Annotated in this window: 13 protein-coding genes and 1 pseudogene; 2 read left to right on the top strand and 12 right to left on the bottom strand. The window is 65.4% G+C overall.

Annotated features, from left to right (window positions below; genetic code table 11):
* Both gltA and gltX read right to left on the bottom strand, forming a co-directional pair.
* On the bottom strand, positions 1-1186 hold a 1186-nt coding region (gene gltA, locus ACE3SN_RS13005; protein WP_374530649.1), incomplete at its 3' end, for a citrate synthase.
* A gap of 11 nt (positions 1187-1197) precedes the next feature.
* Positions 1198-2655 carry a glutamate--tRNA ligase gene (gltX, locus tag ACE3SN_RS13000; protein WP_374530647.1) on the bottom strand — a complete coding sequence of 486 codons (1458 nt, stop codon included), beginning with the start codon at positions 2653-2655 and terminating at the stop codon, positions 1198-1200.
* A gap of 29 nt (positions 2656-2684) precedes the next feature.
* Between gltX and ACE3SN_RS12995 the strand changes: the two genes are divergently transcribed.
* Both ACE3SN_RS12995 and ACE3SN_RS12990 read left to right on the top strand, forming a co-directional pair.
* On the top strand, positions 2685-3593 hold the full coding sequence (locus ACE3SN_RS12995; protein ID WP_374530646.1) for a DUF4131 domain-containing protein: 909 nt from the start codon (positions 2685-2687) through the stop codon (positions 3591-3593).
* Positions 3533-4954 (top strand): ComEC/Rec2 family competence protein, encoded by a 1422-nt coding sequence (locus tag ACE3SN_RS12990; RefSeq protein WP_374530655.1) that lies wholly within the window; start codon positions 3533-3535, stop codon positions 4952-4954. Before ACE3SN_RS12995 ends, ACE3SN_RS12990 begins: the two co-directional genes overlap by 61 nt.
* Before the next feature lie 50 nt (positions 4955-5004).
* Here ACE3SN_RS12990 and lexA read toward each other — a convergent pair whose 3' ends face one another.
* The 10 genes and pseudogenes from lexA to ACE3SN_RS12940 form a co-directional block, all read right to left on the bottom strand.
* The gene (gene lexA, locus ACE3SN_RS12985) at positions 5005-5697 is read right to left on the bottom strand and encodes a transcriptional repressor LexA (RefSeq protein ID WP_374530644.1); all 693 of its coding nucleotides are present in this window, start codon (positions 5695-5697) and stop codon (positions 5005-5007) included.
* Between the two features lie 97 nt (positions 5698-5794).
* Positions 5795-6997, bottom strand: coding sequence for a gephyrin-like molybdotransferase Glp (glp, locus tag ACE3SN_RS12980; RefSeq protein WP_374530642.1), 1203 nt, complete (start codon positions 6995-6997; stop codon positions 5795-5797).
* Positions 6997-7470, bottom strand: coding sequence for a cyclic pyranopterin monophosphate synthase MoaC (moaC, locus tag ACE3SN_RS12975; protein WP_374530640.1), 474 nt, complete (start codon positions 7468-7470; stop codon positions 6997-6999). The genes glp and moaC overlap by 1 nt, the downstream gene beginning before the upstream one ends.
* Positions 7463-8251 carry an indole-3-glycerol phosphate synthase TrpC gene (gene trpC / locus ACE3SN_RS12970; RefSeq protein ID WP_374530638.1) on the bottom strand — a complete coding sequence of 263 codons (789 nt, stop codon included), beginning with the start codon at positions 8249-8251 and terminating at the stop codon, positions 7463-7465. The genes moaC and trpC overlap by 8 nt, the downstream gene beginning before the upstream one ends.
* Positions 8248-9171: an anthranilate phosphoribosyltransferase gene (gene trpD / locus ACE3SN_RS12965; protein ID WP_374530653.1), complete on the bottom strand. Its 924-nt coding sequence runs from the start codon at positions 9169-9171 to the stop codon at positions 8248-8250. Before trpD ends, trpC begins: the two co-directional genes overlap by 4 nt.
* A gap of 32 nt (positions 9172-9203) precedes the next feature.
* On the bottom strand, positions 9204-9788 hold the full coding sequence (locus ACE3SN_RS12960; RefSeq protein WP_374530636.1) for an aminodeoxychorismate/anthranilate synthase component II: 585 nt from the start codon (positions 9786-9788) through the stop codon (positions 9204-9206).
* A gap of 37 nt (positions 9789-9825) precedes the next feature.
* Complete coding sequence (gene pip, locus ACE3SN_RS12955; protein ID WP_374530634.1) at positions 9826-10785, bottom strand: prolyl aminopeptidase; 960 nt, start codon at positions 10783-10785, stop codon at positions 9826-9828.
* The gene (locus ACE3SN_RS12950; RefSeq protein WP_374530632.1) at positions 10782-11852 is read right to left on the bottom strand and encodes an alpha/beta fold hydrolase; all 1071 of its coding nucleotides are present in this window, start codon (positions 11850-11852) and stop codon (positions 10782-10784) included. The genes pip and ACE3SN_RS12950 overlap by 4 nt, the downstream gene beginning before the upstream one ends.
* 37 nt (positions 11853-11889) lie before the next feature.
* Positions 11890-13407 carry an anthranilate synthase component I family protein gene (locus tag ACE3SN_RS12945; protein WP_374530651.1) on the bottom strand — a complete coding sequence of 506 codons (1518 nt, stop codon included), beginning with the start codon at positions 13405-13407 and terminating at the stop codon, positions 11890-11892.
* 13 nt (positions 13408-13420) lie between these two features.
* Positions 13421-13695, bottom strand: a pseudogene (locus ACE3SN_RS12940) (hypothetical protein); the annotation flags it as partial.

Genomic DNA, 13695 nt, shown 5'->3' with positions numbered 1-13695 from the left:
TCCACTGCGCCACCCAGCCCACGGTCCGGGCCAGCGCGAAGAGCACGGTGAACATGGTGGTCGGGAAGCCGATCGCCGAGAGGATGATGCCCGAATAGAAGTCGACGTTCGGGAACAGCTTCTTCTCAATGAAGTAGGGATCGTTCAGTGCGATTTCTTCGAGGCGCAGCGCGGTTTCGAACAGCGGATCGTTGACCCTCAGCGCATCGAACACTTCGCGCACGGTCGACTGCATCACAGCCGCGCGCGGGTCGTAATTCTTGTAAACGCGGTGGCCGAAGCCCATCAGGCGGAACGGATCGTTCTTGTCCTTGGCGCGCTCGATGTAGTGCGGAATCTTGTCGGGCGTGCCGATTTCCTTGAGCATGTTGAGCGCGGCTTCGTTCGCGCCGCCATGCGCCGGGCCCCACAGGCAGGCAATGCCGGCCGCGATGCAGGCAAACGGGTTCGCGCCCGACGAGCCAGCCAGACGCACGGTCGAGGTCGAGGCGTTCTGTTCGTGGTCGGCATGCAGGATGAAGATGCGGTCCATCGCCTTTTCGACCGCCGGGATCACCTGGTATTCCTCGGCCGGAACGCCGAAGGTCATCTTCAGGAAGTTGCCGGTGTAGGACAGGCTGTTGTCCGGATAAACGAACGGCTGGCCGACCGAATACTTGTAGGCCATGGCGGCAATCGTCGGCATTTTGGCGATCAGGCGATGGCTGGCAATCTTGCGCTGCATCGGATCGGCGATGTCGGTCGAATCGTGGTAGAACGCCGAAAGCGCGCCAACAACGCCGCACATGATCGCCATCGGGTGGGCGTCACGACGGAAACCGCGATAAAACGTGGCGAGCTGCTCGTGCAGCATGGTGTGGCGAGTGATGGTGTTCGAGAAGGTTTCCAGCTCGCTCTTGCTCGGCAGTTCGCCGTTGAGCAGCAGGTAGCTGACTTCCATGAAGCTCGAGCTTTCGGCCAGCTGGCCGATGGGATATCCGCGGTGCAGCAGCACGCCTTCATCGCCATCGATGTAGGTCAGCGCGCTTTCGCAGCTCGCCGTGCTGGTAAAGCCCGGATCGTAAGTGAACAGGCCCGACTGGCCATAGAGCTTGCGGATGTCGATCACATCCGGCCCGACGCTACCCGAAAGAATCGGCAGGTCGAAATCCTTGCCTTCTGCGTTCAACTTTGCCTGGTTGCCCACCTTCATACTCCTCAAGCTAGCTGCGCGGGTGCGGGAAGTGCCTGTGCCGCAATGCGTGCAAGGCTTTCGTCCCGACCGAGCAGAACCAATACGTCGAAAATACCCGGGGAGGTCGTCTGACCCGTTAGCGCGGCCCTAAGGGGTTGCGCAAGCTTTCCAAGGCCCAGACCGCGCTCTTCGGCCATGGCCTTGAGCGACACCTCCAGCGCGGCAAGCGACCAGTCGCTTTCCCCGCTGATCCGTTCGTGAATAGCGCCAAGCAGGGCGCGCGCATCGTCGGTCAGCAGCGCCGCCGCCTTGTCCTCGATGGTGAGCGGGCGCTTGGCGAACAGGAATGCCGCGCTAGCGGCCAATTCGTTTACGTCCTTGGCGCGGACCTTGAGCACCGGCATGGCGGCTTCAAGCAGCGCAAGATCGGCTTCGCCGCCCAGCTTGTCGGCAACCAGCCCCGCCAGCCGCGCATCGTCCGCTTCGCGCAGGTAGTGCCCGTTGAGGTTCAGCAGCTTGGCAAGATCGAACCGCGATGCACCCTTGCCGACATGGCCGATATCGAACCATTCGACTGCCTGTTCGCGGCTGATGATCTCGTCATCGCCGTGGCCCCAGCCAAGCCGCAGCAGATAGTTGAACAGCGCTTCGGGCAGGATCCCCATCTCGTCGCGGTAGGCATCGACGCCAAGCGCGCCGTGACGCTTTGACAGCTTCGCTCCATCCGCGCCGTGGATCAGCGGCACATGGCCGTAAACCGGATCGGGCCAGCCGCCTTCGACCGCGTGCATCCCGCGGATGATCAGCAGCTGCCGGAAAGCGTTGTTGATGTGATCGTCGCCGCGGATCACGTGGGTCACGCCCATGTCGTGATCGTCGACCACCACGGCCAGCATATAGGTCGGCGTGCCATCCGACCGCAGCAGGATGAAATCGTCGAGTTCCGCATTGGCGACGGTGATCGAGCCCTGGACCTGATCGTTGATCGTGGTCTCGCCTTCACGCGGGGCCTTGATCCGCACTACGTAAGGCAGATCGGCAGGCCAGGTTTCCGGCGCGGCATCGCGCCATTCGCTGACAATGCGGAACGGGCGGCGTTCGGCCTGGGCCTGTTCGCGCCGCGCCGCCAGTTCTTCCTGGGTCAGGTAGCAGCGATAGGCGTAGCCGGCCGCAAGCAGCTTGTGCGCAACTTCCGCGTGGCGGTCGGAGCGGGCAAACTGGAACGTGGCTGGTTCGTCGCCCATCAGGCCAAGCCATTCCAGGCCATCGAAAATCGCGGCGATCGCGGGTTCGGTGGACCGGGCGCGGTCAGTATCTTCGATGCGGAGCAGGTATTTGCCGCCATGGTGGCGGGCGAACAGCCAGTTGAACAGCGCGGTGCGGGCGCCGCCGATATGCAGGAAACCGGTGGGCGAGGGCGCAAACCGCGTGACGACGCTTTGGCCTGACGCCGCCGCTTCGTGAACGCTTGCACTTGCCATCAACCGTACCTTCCTGTTCTGTAGCGACCATGGCCAGCAACGCGCCGCCGACCGTTCCGATGGGCAATGATGCACCGCTAGGCGCTGCACTGCAACATAGCCCTTGGCCCAAGCGCGCGCGCTTGGCAAGCGGGCTTGAAGCCTGTGAGCAATTCATTGAAGCGGCCGGCTTCGACCGGGCACCATGGCTGGTCGTCGCTCTGGCCGCCGGGATCGCGGCGTGGTTTGTGCTTGCAGGGCCGGCACAATGGCTGGGCCTGTTCGCCGCCTGCCTCGCAGGTGCAGTCACCGCGGGCCTTTGGTTCGGCAGGGAAACCCGCTTTCCCTATTTACGCCAAAGCCTTATCGTAATTCCGCTGGTGCTTGCGGCGGGCTGCGCGTTGATCTGGTCGAAGTCGGCCTTGATCGGCACCCCGCCGATCGCGCGGCCGACTGTCGCAACCATCGTCGGCAAGGTGCTGTCACGCGAAGAACGCCCGGCCGAGGCCCGGATCAGGATCGTTCTCGCGATCCGTGAACCGGGCGGCACCCGCGCCGTGCGGGTTCGGCTCAACCTCGATAATTCGCAAGACGTTCCCGGGTTGGGCGAGGGTGCGCAGGTGACGCTGCGCGCTAGGCTCGTTCCGCCCGCCGCACCGATGCTCCCCGGTGGATACGACTTCGGCCGAACCGCTTGGTTTGCCGGCCTGGCCGCGACGGGAAGCGTGCTGGGCCCTGTCCGCGTGATTGCGCCTTCATCCAGGGCGGGTTGGTCGCCCGGCTTCAGCGCAGCCTTTCCAACCACGTCCGAGCAAACCTCTCGGGCTCGCCGGGCGCCATTGCGGCGGCCTTCGCCAGCGGTGACCGGGGCGCAATCGCCGAGGAAGACGAGGACGCCATGCGCGATGCGGGGCTTACGCACCTGCTCTCAATCAGCGGTCTGCACGTCAGCGCCGTAATCGCGGCTGCCTACTTCCTCGCGCTGCGCCTTCTGGGCCTGGCGCCGTGGCTGGCCTTGCGGCTGCGCCTGCCGATCGTTGCGGCAGGCGCGGGAGCACTCGCTGGCGTCGCCTATACGGTGCTGACCGGCGCGGAGGTGCCGACCATCCGCAGCTGCATCGGCGCGATCCTCGTGTTGCTGGCGCTGGTTCTGGGGCGCGAGGCCTTGTCGATGCGCATGGTCGCGGTAGCCGCCGCAACGGTCCTGCTTTTCTGGCCAGAGGCATTGGTCGGCCCCAGTTTTCAGCTGAGTTTCGCCGCCGTCATCGCCATCGTTGCGCTCCACGAATCGCAGCGGGGGCGCGGCTGGTTCGGTGCTCGCGAAGAGCCCTGGTGGGCCGCCGGGCTGCGCCATGTCGGTTCGCTGCTGCTTACCGGGGTGGTGATCGAACTCGCGCTGATGCCGATCGGCCTGTTTCATTTCCACCGCGCCGGGGTCTATGGCGCGCTCGCCAATGTCATCGCGATCCCGCTGACAACACTGGCCTCGATGCCGTTGATCGCGCTGGCTTTGCTGTTCGACATAGTCGGTGCCGGCGCACCGTTCTGGTGGCTGGCGGGCAAATCGCTCGAGCTTTTGCTTGCCCTGGCCCATTGGACTGCCAGCTTGCCGGGGGCTGTTACGGCCTTCCCGGCAATGGGGCGGGGAGCTTATGCCTTGTTCCTCGTTGGCGGCCTGTGGCTTGCGCTGTGGAACAGCAACGTCCGGCTTTGGGGCTTGATCCCGGCAGCCCTTGGCACCGCGATGCTGGCCATGATGGGGGCGCCGGACATACTGGTCTCGGGGGACGGCCGGCATGTCGGCATTGCGGGCGAGACCGGCGGACAATTGCTGGTGCTGCGCGATGGCCGAAGCGACTTTGCCAAGAGCAATCTGACCGAACTTGCCGGCATGAACGGCAGGCCGATCCTGCTGAGCGACTGGCCGGGCGCGCATTGCAATGACGACTTCTGTGCGTTGGCACTGCGTCGCGGTGGGCGGACCTGGCATGTGCTGATCGGCCTGGGCAAGGATCTTGCGCGGGAGCGCGAACTGGCGGCGGCTTGCGAGCGTGCGGACATCGTGATTGCCGAACGTCGCCTCCCGCGTTCCTGCCGCCCGCGCTGGATCAAGGCCGATCGGTCGCAACTCGGCCAGACTGGCGGACTTGCAATTGATCTGGACAGCGGAACTGTCCGCACCGTGGCGCAATCGCAGGGGCATCATGGCTGGTGGGCACCCGCAGCCAGCCCCGCTGTCCGGTCACCCGCGTTACAGGCAACAGAAACGGCTGAAGGCGGCAACGGGGAAAACCCGTCACCGCCTTCGCAAGCACCATAGCGCACGCCCTATAGCGCTGGATCGCAAATCAGGGACCTCGCCATTAGGCCTCAATGATAGCGGCGCAGCAGACCGGCAAGCTTGCCCTGCACGACAACTTCGCCGGGGTTGTAGATCTGCGGATCATAGGCGGCATTGGCCGGATCGAGCCGGACCTTGCCATTCTCGCGCCGCAGGTACTTGAGAGTTGCTTCCTCACCGCGCACCAGTGCGACGACGATTTCGCCATCACGCGCCGTATCGGTGCGGCGGATCAGGGCATAATCACCATCGAGAATCCCGGCCTCGATCATCGAATCACCCGAAACTTCCAGCGCGTAATGCTCACCGGCGCCAAGCAGGGCAGCAGGTACCGGCAGCGTGGCCGAGGTTTCCATCGCCTCGATCGGAACACCTGCGGCGATCCGGCCATGCAGCGGAATTTCAATTACGTCGTTCGCCGGTGTCGGCTTGGCTTCCGGCGGTCGGATCACGGCGGCAGCGGCAGCATTGCTGTTGGCCGCGCGCGCAGGAGCCTTGGTGCCTACATCTTCCGGCTGGCGCAGCACTTCGAGCGCGCGGGCCCGGTTGGGCAGGCGGCGGATGAAGCCGCGCTCTTCCAGGGCAGAGATGAGACGGTGAACACCGGACTTCGACTTGAGGTCGAGCGCTTCCTTCATTTCCTCGAACGAGGGGGACACGCCGGATTCTTCAAGCCGGGTCTGGATGAAGCGGATCAGTTCGTGCTGCTTGCGGGTCAGCATAGGCGCGTCTCTCCGTTGGGACGACGCGGATAAGGAGAATGTTCCAGCGCCGTTCAGTGAACGAATAAGGAACAATTAAGCAACACGCCGAATCGAGTCAAGCAGTTCCGCCACTTTCTAACAGATAGACCGGAACGGCTGTTCCGGCGGCGGCGGCAGGTGCTCCGGCGGGGCGATCGATCAGGGCATTGCTGGCCGCCAAGGCCCCGAGCGCACCACTATCCTGATTGACGCGCGAGGTTACGCGGGCACCGTCCCAGTATCCGCGCAGGAATTCGCGCCGGTCTCCGCCAGGGCCCAGCGGATGATCCAGAACTGCCGTGATCGCGCGCGGCAAGGGCTGCCGTGCACCCAGCAATTCGCGCAGCAAGGGCAGCAGAAACAAGCAGGCCGTGACCATGCTGGACACCGGGTTGCCGGGCAGTCCGACCACCAGTCTGGGCCCGCGCCGCGCAACCAGCAACGGCTTGCCCGGCTTGATCGCCACTTTCCAGAAGTCGAGCTCGGCGCCCCATTCCGCCAGTGCAGGACGGATCAGGTCGTGATCGCCAACCGACACCCCTCCGCTCGTGACGATGACATCGGCGTCGCCCGCGTTCGCAAAAGCCTCGGCCAGTGCATCGAGCGAATCTGCAACGGGACCGAGCCGGGTCACTTCACACGGCAAGGATTGGACAAGTGCCGCAAGCATCACGCCATTGCTGGCGGGTATCTGGTGCGGCGGGCAGGCGCTCGGATCGCGGGCCAGTTCGTCGCCGCTATCGATCACCACCACCCGCGGGCGACGGCGCACGGCGAGGAAGTTGTGCCCGGCGCTGATCGCCAGGGCCAGTTGCGCCGGACCGAGCCGGGTTCCGGCAGGCAGTAGCTCGGCGCCGTCTGCGAAATCCATGGCGCAGCGGCGAATGTGCTTGTTCGGCGGCGAGGGCGGAGTGCCGGTCAGCGTCAGGTTGTCGCCTTCGCGCGTCGCATCTTCCTGCATCAGCACCATGTCGGCCCCGGCGGGCATCAGCGCGCCGGTGGAAATCCGCACGGCCTCGCCCGCGCCGAGGGCTCCGGCAAAGGGATGGCCCGCCGCGCTTTCGCCGATCACCCGCCACGGGCCGGGCAGGTCACCTGTGCGCATGGCATAGCCATCCATCGCCGAATGGTCTGCCGATGGCTGCGTGCGCCGCGCGACGAGCGGTTCGGTGAGGAACCGACCCAGCGCTTCGCCGACGGGAACGCGCTCGATATCCAGTGGTGCTGCCAGCGCGAGCAGGCGCGCCTGGGCCTCCTCAAGCGGCAACGGCGGGGCCATCAGAGCTCCGCCTTCCAGTCGCCAGATTTGCCGCCGCGTTTTTCGATCAGGCGCAGGTCCGAAATGACCATGCCCTTGTCGAGCGCCTTTGCCATGTCATAGATCGTCAACAGGGCGACCGAAGCGGCGGTCAGCGCCTCCATCTCGACCCCGGTCTTGCCGGTCAGCGAGGCGGTTGCCGTTGTACGCAGCGCGCCGTCCTCGAAGGCGAAATCGACCGTCACGGAATCCAGCGCGAGCGGATGGCATAGCGGAATCAGCTCGGCGGTCTTCTTCGCGGCCATGATCCCGGCGATCCGGGCAGCGGCCAGCACATCACCCTTGGGGGCATCGCCATTGCGGATTGCATCCAGAGCCTCGGCCGACATCGCGATCCGGCCCGAAGCGACGGCAACACGCTGGGTCGCCGTCTTGCCGCCAACATCGACCATGCGGGCATTGCCCGCCGCGTCGAGGTGGGTCAGCTCAGCCATGAAGCAGCGCCCGCGTTGCGGCCTCGACATCGGCTTGGCGCATCAGGCTTTCACCGACGAGAAATGTCCGCGCGCCGCAGGCCGAGAGGCGTACGAGGTCGGCATGGGAATTGATCCCGCTTTCGCTGACCAGCAGCGTGCCTTCGGGTGCCAGCGGGGCAAGCCGCTCGGTCGTGGCGATGTCGGTGACAAAGCGCTTCAAGTCGCGGTTGTTCACCCCGATCAGGCGGCTTTTGAGCCGCGCGGCGCGTTCCATCTCGGCCTCGTTGTGAACTTCGACCAGCACGTCCATCCCGCGCTCGTTGGCGGCAGCCTCGATTTCGGCCATCAGGGCGTGATCTAGCGCGGCAACGATGATCAGGATCGCGTCGGCGCCGATGGCGCGGGCCTCGGCCACTTGCCAGGGATCGACCATGAAGTCCTTGCGCAGCACTGGCAGATCGCAGGCGGCGCGGGCGGCGACCAGGTAATCCTCGTGCCCCTGGAAGTACGGCGCGTCGGTCAGGATCGAGAGGCAGGCCGCGCCGCCCGCCTGATAGGCGCGGGCATGGGCGGGGGGATCGAAATCGGCGCGGATCAGGCCCTTGGACGGGCTGGCCTTCTTGATTTCGGCGATCAGGGCATAGCCGGTGGCAGCCTTGGCCTCCAAAGCGGCGCGAAAGCCGCGCGGGGCCGTCTGCGCGGCGGCGCGGGCATCAAGGTCCGAAAGGCTGGCGAGCGGCTTGCGCACGGCTACTTCGCCGCGCTTGGTGTCGCAGATTTCAGTCAGCTTGTCGGTCATTTCACCATCTCGATCCAGCAATCCAGCAGCGTCTTGGCAAGGCCCTTGTCGAGCGCTTCGGCGGCCTCTTCGACACCCTCGAACCAGTCCTCCACCGCGCCTGCAACGATCAGCGCGGCGGCGGAATTGAGCAGCACCGCATCGCGGTAGGCGCCGTGTTCGCCGGCCAGCAGGCGCGCCAACGCGGCGGCATTGAAAGTCGCATCCCCTCCGCGCAGGTCTTCGAGGCTGTGGGGGAGGAGGCCAACGTCGTCCGGGCGGATTTCGGCAGGCATCCCCGGCAGGCCGATCGCGGCCATATAACTGGTCCCGGCAATCGAAAGCTCGTCCAGCCCTTCCGCGCCCGAGACGATCAGTGCGGCTTCGGTGCCGAGCAGCTGCATCGCATCGCGGTAGAGCGCGATAAGATCGGGCTGGGCCACGCCCACCAGCTGGCGCCTCACCCCGGCGGGATTGGCAAGCGGCCCCAGCAGATTGAAGATCGTGCGCCGCCCCAGCGCCTTGCGGATCGGGGCGATCCGCGCCAGCGCCGGGTGGTGCGCCTGGGCGAACAAGAACGCGATCCCGAGGTCGTCAAGGGTCTGTTCGGCCATTTCGCTGGCGCGCGCCAGGTTGAGACCGAGCGCCTCAAGCGTATCCGCGCCGCCCGCCTTGCTCGACGCTGCACGGTTGCCGTGCTTGGCAACCGGCACTTCGCAAGCCGCGACGACCAAAGCCACGGCGGTCGAGACGTTGAGGCTGTGCTGCCCGTCGCCGCCCGTGCCGCAAACGTCGATCGCGCCATCGGGCGCGCTGACGGGACGCATCCTCGCGCGCATTGCCTTGATCGCACCTGCCACTTCGGCTGCGCTCTCGCCGCGCTCGGCAATCTCGATCAGGGTTTCGGCAATCTCGGTGTCAGACAGGTCGCCGTCGAGCATTCGCCCGAACAGTCCTTCCGCCTCGGCCTGGTTCACGCGAGATGGCGGGCCTTGATCCCGCAGATTTCGAGGAAGTTGGCCAGCATGTCGTGGCCATGCTCGGTCGCGATGCTTTCCGGGTGGAACTGGACGCCGTGGATCGGCAGTTCCTTGTGACGGAAGCCCATGACGTGGCCGTCATCCGAAGTGCAGTTGACCACGAGGCCTTCGGGCACGTCATCGACGATCAGCGAGTGATAGCGCGTGGCAATGAAGGGCGAGGGGATGCCCTCGAACAGGCCCGTGCCATCATGCGTGACTGGCGAGGTCTTGCCGTGCATCAGCCCGCCGCGCACCACCTGCCCGCCCAAATACTGCCCGATCGACTGGTGGCCGAGGCACACGCCCAGCAGCGGCAGCTTCGCATCGGCGCAGGCCCCAACCAGATCGAGGCTGATCCCCGCTTCGTTGGGCGTGCAAGGGCCGGGCGAAATCAGAAATCCTTTCGCACCGGTGGCAATGGCCTCGGCAGCCGAAATCGCATCGTTGCGCTCAACCCGCACCTCGGCCCCAAGCTCCATCAGGTAGTGGACCAGGTTCCAGGTAAAGCTGTCGTAATTGTCGATGACCAGGATCATGGCCGACCCCATAGTCGCCCCGCGCGCGATTTGAAAGCTAAGCTTGCTTGACAGCGAACCGGTCGCTCGCGCGGACCAGTCCGTCGGTGATGCCTGGCTCGGTGTAGAGATGCCCGCCATCGTCAACGATCTGCAATTCGACCTCGGGCCAGGCCTGCTTGAGCGCCCAGGCGGCCGCCGGAGGTGTGCAGCAATCGTGGCGGCCCTGGACGATGATCCCGGGAATGTCCTTGAGCTTCCATGCGTCGCGCAGCAACTGACCGGGTTCGAGCCAGCAATCGTGGCGGAAATAGTGGTTCTCGATCCGCGCGACGGCGACAGCGTGGTCGTCATCCGTAAAATCGTCGATCATCGCGGGGTCGGGCAGCAGGGTTACGGTGACCGCCTCCCACATCGACCAGGCCTTGGCGGCAGCGAGCCGCACGGCGCGGTCGTCGCTGGTCAGGCGGCGGTGATAGGCTTCAAGCAGCTCGCCGCGCTCGTCTTGCGGAATATGGCCGATGAAGTCTGCGAAAGCCTCGGGATAAAGCTCGCTCGCGCCGTAGGTGTAGAGCCAGTCGAACTCGCGCTGGCTGCCAAGGAAGATCCCGCGCAGCACCAGTTCGCTGACGCGCTCCGGATGGGTCTGGGCATAGGCGAGCGACAGCGTGGAGCCCCACGATCCGCCGAACACCATCCACTTGTCATGCCCCGCCATTTCACGCAGCCGCTCCATGTCGGCGACGAGGTGCCAGGTGGTGTTGGCCTTCAGTTCGGCAAACGGTGTAGAGCGCCCGCAACCACGCTGATCGAACAGCAGCACGTCGTAGAGCGCCGGATCGAACTGGCGGCGCTGCCCGTCGCTGCACCCGCTGCCGGGGCCGCCGTGGAGGAACACCGCCGGCTTGCCGCCCGGCGTGCCGCAGCGTTCCCAGTAGAGGGAATGACCATCGCCCACGTCGAGCATCCCGCTAGCATAGGGTTCGATCGGCGGATAAAGCGTGCGGCGTTCTGTCACGGCTTCGTCGCCATCAGCTCGATCAGATCCTGCTTCCAGAACTTGGCCCAGGTGTGGGTGCCGTGGCCCTTGGTATCGGGGCTGAAGGGCAGCAGGATGAACTTCGCACGCGGCATCTCCTTCACTTGGCGTTGTGCCATGCCCAGTTCGGGCGGATTGATGAAATCGTCCGAACTGTTGATCCACAGCACCGGAACCTTGATCTTTGCAAGGCCCGCCGAGGGATCGTAATTGCGCGAGGAATCGTACCAGTAGATCGTGTCGTTGGCATCGTTGCCGAACGGCGAGACGGCGTTGAACGCCTGGTCGAGCGCGCCTTCGGCGGCTTCGCGGGTGGGGTACTGAACCTGCAGGCCCCAGGCATTGGCGCCGGCGATGATCGAAAGATCGCGCGCAGTGCGCAGACCGCTCAGCGGCGGAGTGGTGTAGTTCCCGTTCGCCCAGGCCGGATCGGCCCTGATCGCGTCGATCGCCATCTTGCGCCACATCCGGTTGCGGCCCGCAATCGCGCCCGCATTGCAGGCGAACGGGGCAAGGCGGTGGGCAAAGCCGGGATAGGTTTCGCCCCAGACGAAAGCGTGCATGCAGCCCATCGAGGTGCCGAGGATCAGCTCAAGCTGGTTCACGCCAAGCCCTTCGGTCAGCATCCGGTGCTGGGCCAGAACCATGTCGTCATAGTCATAGTGCGGAAAGGCCATGCGCAACCCGTCGCTGGGCTTTGAGCTTTTGCCGTGGCCGATATTGTCGGGCAGGATCACGTAGTATTTCGTGATGTCGAGCGGCTGGCCGGGGCCATAAAGCTCGTCGGCGAACTGCGGGCGGAAGAATTGCCAGCCCGAACCGCCGGTGCCGTGCAGCACCATCACCGCATTGTCGATCTCACCCTTGGCGCCCCGATGCGGCGTGCCAAGCGTGGTCACGTGGATGGTCAGTTCGGGCAGGCTCTCCCCGCTGCCGAACTTGAAATCCTTGAGCACGACATCGCGCTCGGTCGATTTGGACTGCCAGTCCTCAGCGTGGAGCGGAGCGGCGATCAGGGCGAGAATGAGGAGGATGAGTTTGCGCATGGACCGCATGCCTAATGCGGCAGCGCGTTGCGTCAAGCTATTGCCCGAACGATGCCTCGCCCGCGACGCGGACCGCCTCGCGCGCAGCGGCGATCAGCGCGCCAGCCTTGGCCTCGCACTCACGCTGTTCGTAGGCCGGATCGCTATCCGCCACGATGCCCGCGCCGGCTTGAACGTGTAGCGTGCCGTCCTTGACCACGCCGGTGCGCAGCACGATGCAGCTATCGAGATTGCCGTCGGGGGCGAAATATCCGACGCCGCCCGCATAGGCGCCGCGGGTTTCGGGCTCGAGCTCGGCAATGATCTGGCAGGCCCGCACCTTGGGCGCGCCGCTGACCGTGCCGGCGGGGAAACCGGCGAACATCGCGTCGATCGCATCGTGCCGGGCCGAATCGAGCTGCCCAACGACGTTCGAGACGATGTGCATGACGTGGCTGTAACGTTCAACCGTATAGCTTTCGGTGACCCGCACGCTGCCTGCCGAAGCCACGCGGCCGACGTCGTTGCGGCCAAGGTCAAGCAACATCAGGTGCTCGGCGCGTTCCTTGGGGTCGGCCAGCAGGCTGACCTCGTTGGCGCGATCCTCCTCGGGGGTCTTGCCGCGGGGGCGGGTTCCGGCAATGGGGCGGATGGTGACTTCGCCGTCACGAACCCGCACCAGGATTTCCGGGCTTGAACCGGTCAGGGCAAACCCCGGCAGGTCCAGAAAATAGAGGAACGGCGAGGGATTCACCCGGCGCAGCGCACGGTAAAGCGCCAGCGGCGGAAGCGTAAAGGGCGAGGTGAAGCGCTGGGCCAGCACTACCTGGAAGATGTCGCCGGCCTCGATGTAGTCCTTTGCGCGCAGCACCATCTCGGCATATTTGCCCGTCGGCAGAACCGGGGTCAGCGCGGGTTCGGGCAGGCTCGCATCCAGCGGGACGAGCGGCAAGGCTTCACCCAGACGGCGCAGCGCCTCGTCAATCCGGTCCGCTGCGCCCGCCAGCGCCAGTTCGGGGTCGGAATCCGACGGCCAGACGGGCGCCACGCAGAACAGTTCGTCCCCCAGACGATCGAACACCAGGATCAGCGCCGGCCGCACGAAGAGCATGTCGGGCAGGTCAAGCTCGTTGTCGGCCGGACGCGGCAGCTTTTCGACCAGGCCATAGGTCTCGTACCCGAAATAGCCGACCAGACAGGCCAGGACCGGCGGCAGGGCGGGCGGCACGTCGAACTTGCAGGCCTCTACCAGCCCGCGCAATTCGCTCAGGCTATCACCCGGCAGGGCGGTGAACGCAGCGCGATCGTGTCGCCAGTCGCGGTTTACTTCGGCCGCAGCACCCTTGGCCCGGAACACCAGGTCGGGATCGAGGCCGAGCAGGCTGTAACGCCCGCGCACTTCGCCGCCTTCGACGCTTTCGAGCAGGAAGTCGCCGCGCCCGTCGGCCATCAGCTTCACCGCCGCGCCGACCGGCGTTTCGGTATCGGCAATCAGCCGCCGCCAGATGACACCGGGCTTGCCGTCACGAAGCGCGGCAACGGCCGCATCCCAATTTTCAGGAGCTGCGCTGGCCATCATTGCTTGCCGCTCAGTTCCCGCCGCCAAGCCGGGTGTTCACCGCCTTGATTGCGGTCTCGTTGCGCTTCACGCCGATTTCACCGGCCATCGCACCGCGCATCTGATCGCCATATTCGATCACGAACGCCTGCTTGAGCGTGCCGGCGAATTGATCAAGGCGGGGATCCTTGGGATCGACCTTGCCGGGAACGACATTGCTGACGGTGACGACATACCAGCCACGATTGCGGGGAGCAGCCATCAGCTTGGTCTTGCCCTTGGCGACCGAGAACAGCAGCAGCAGCG

The organism is Novosphingobium sp. (assembly GCF_041915465.1).
Classification (GTDB): domain Bacteria; phylum Pseudomonadota; class Alphaproteobacteria; order Sphingomonadales; family Sphingomonadaceae; genus Novosphingobium.
Note: the sequence above shows the minus strand (reverse complement) of the source record. Positions and strands in the feature narration are given on the sequence as shown.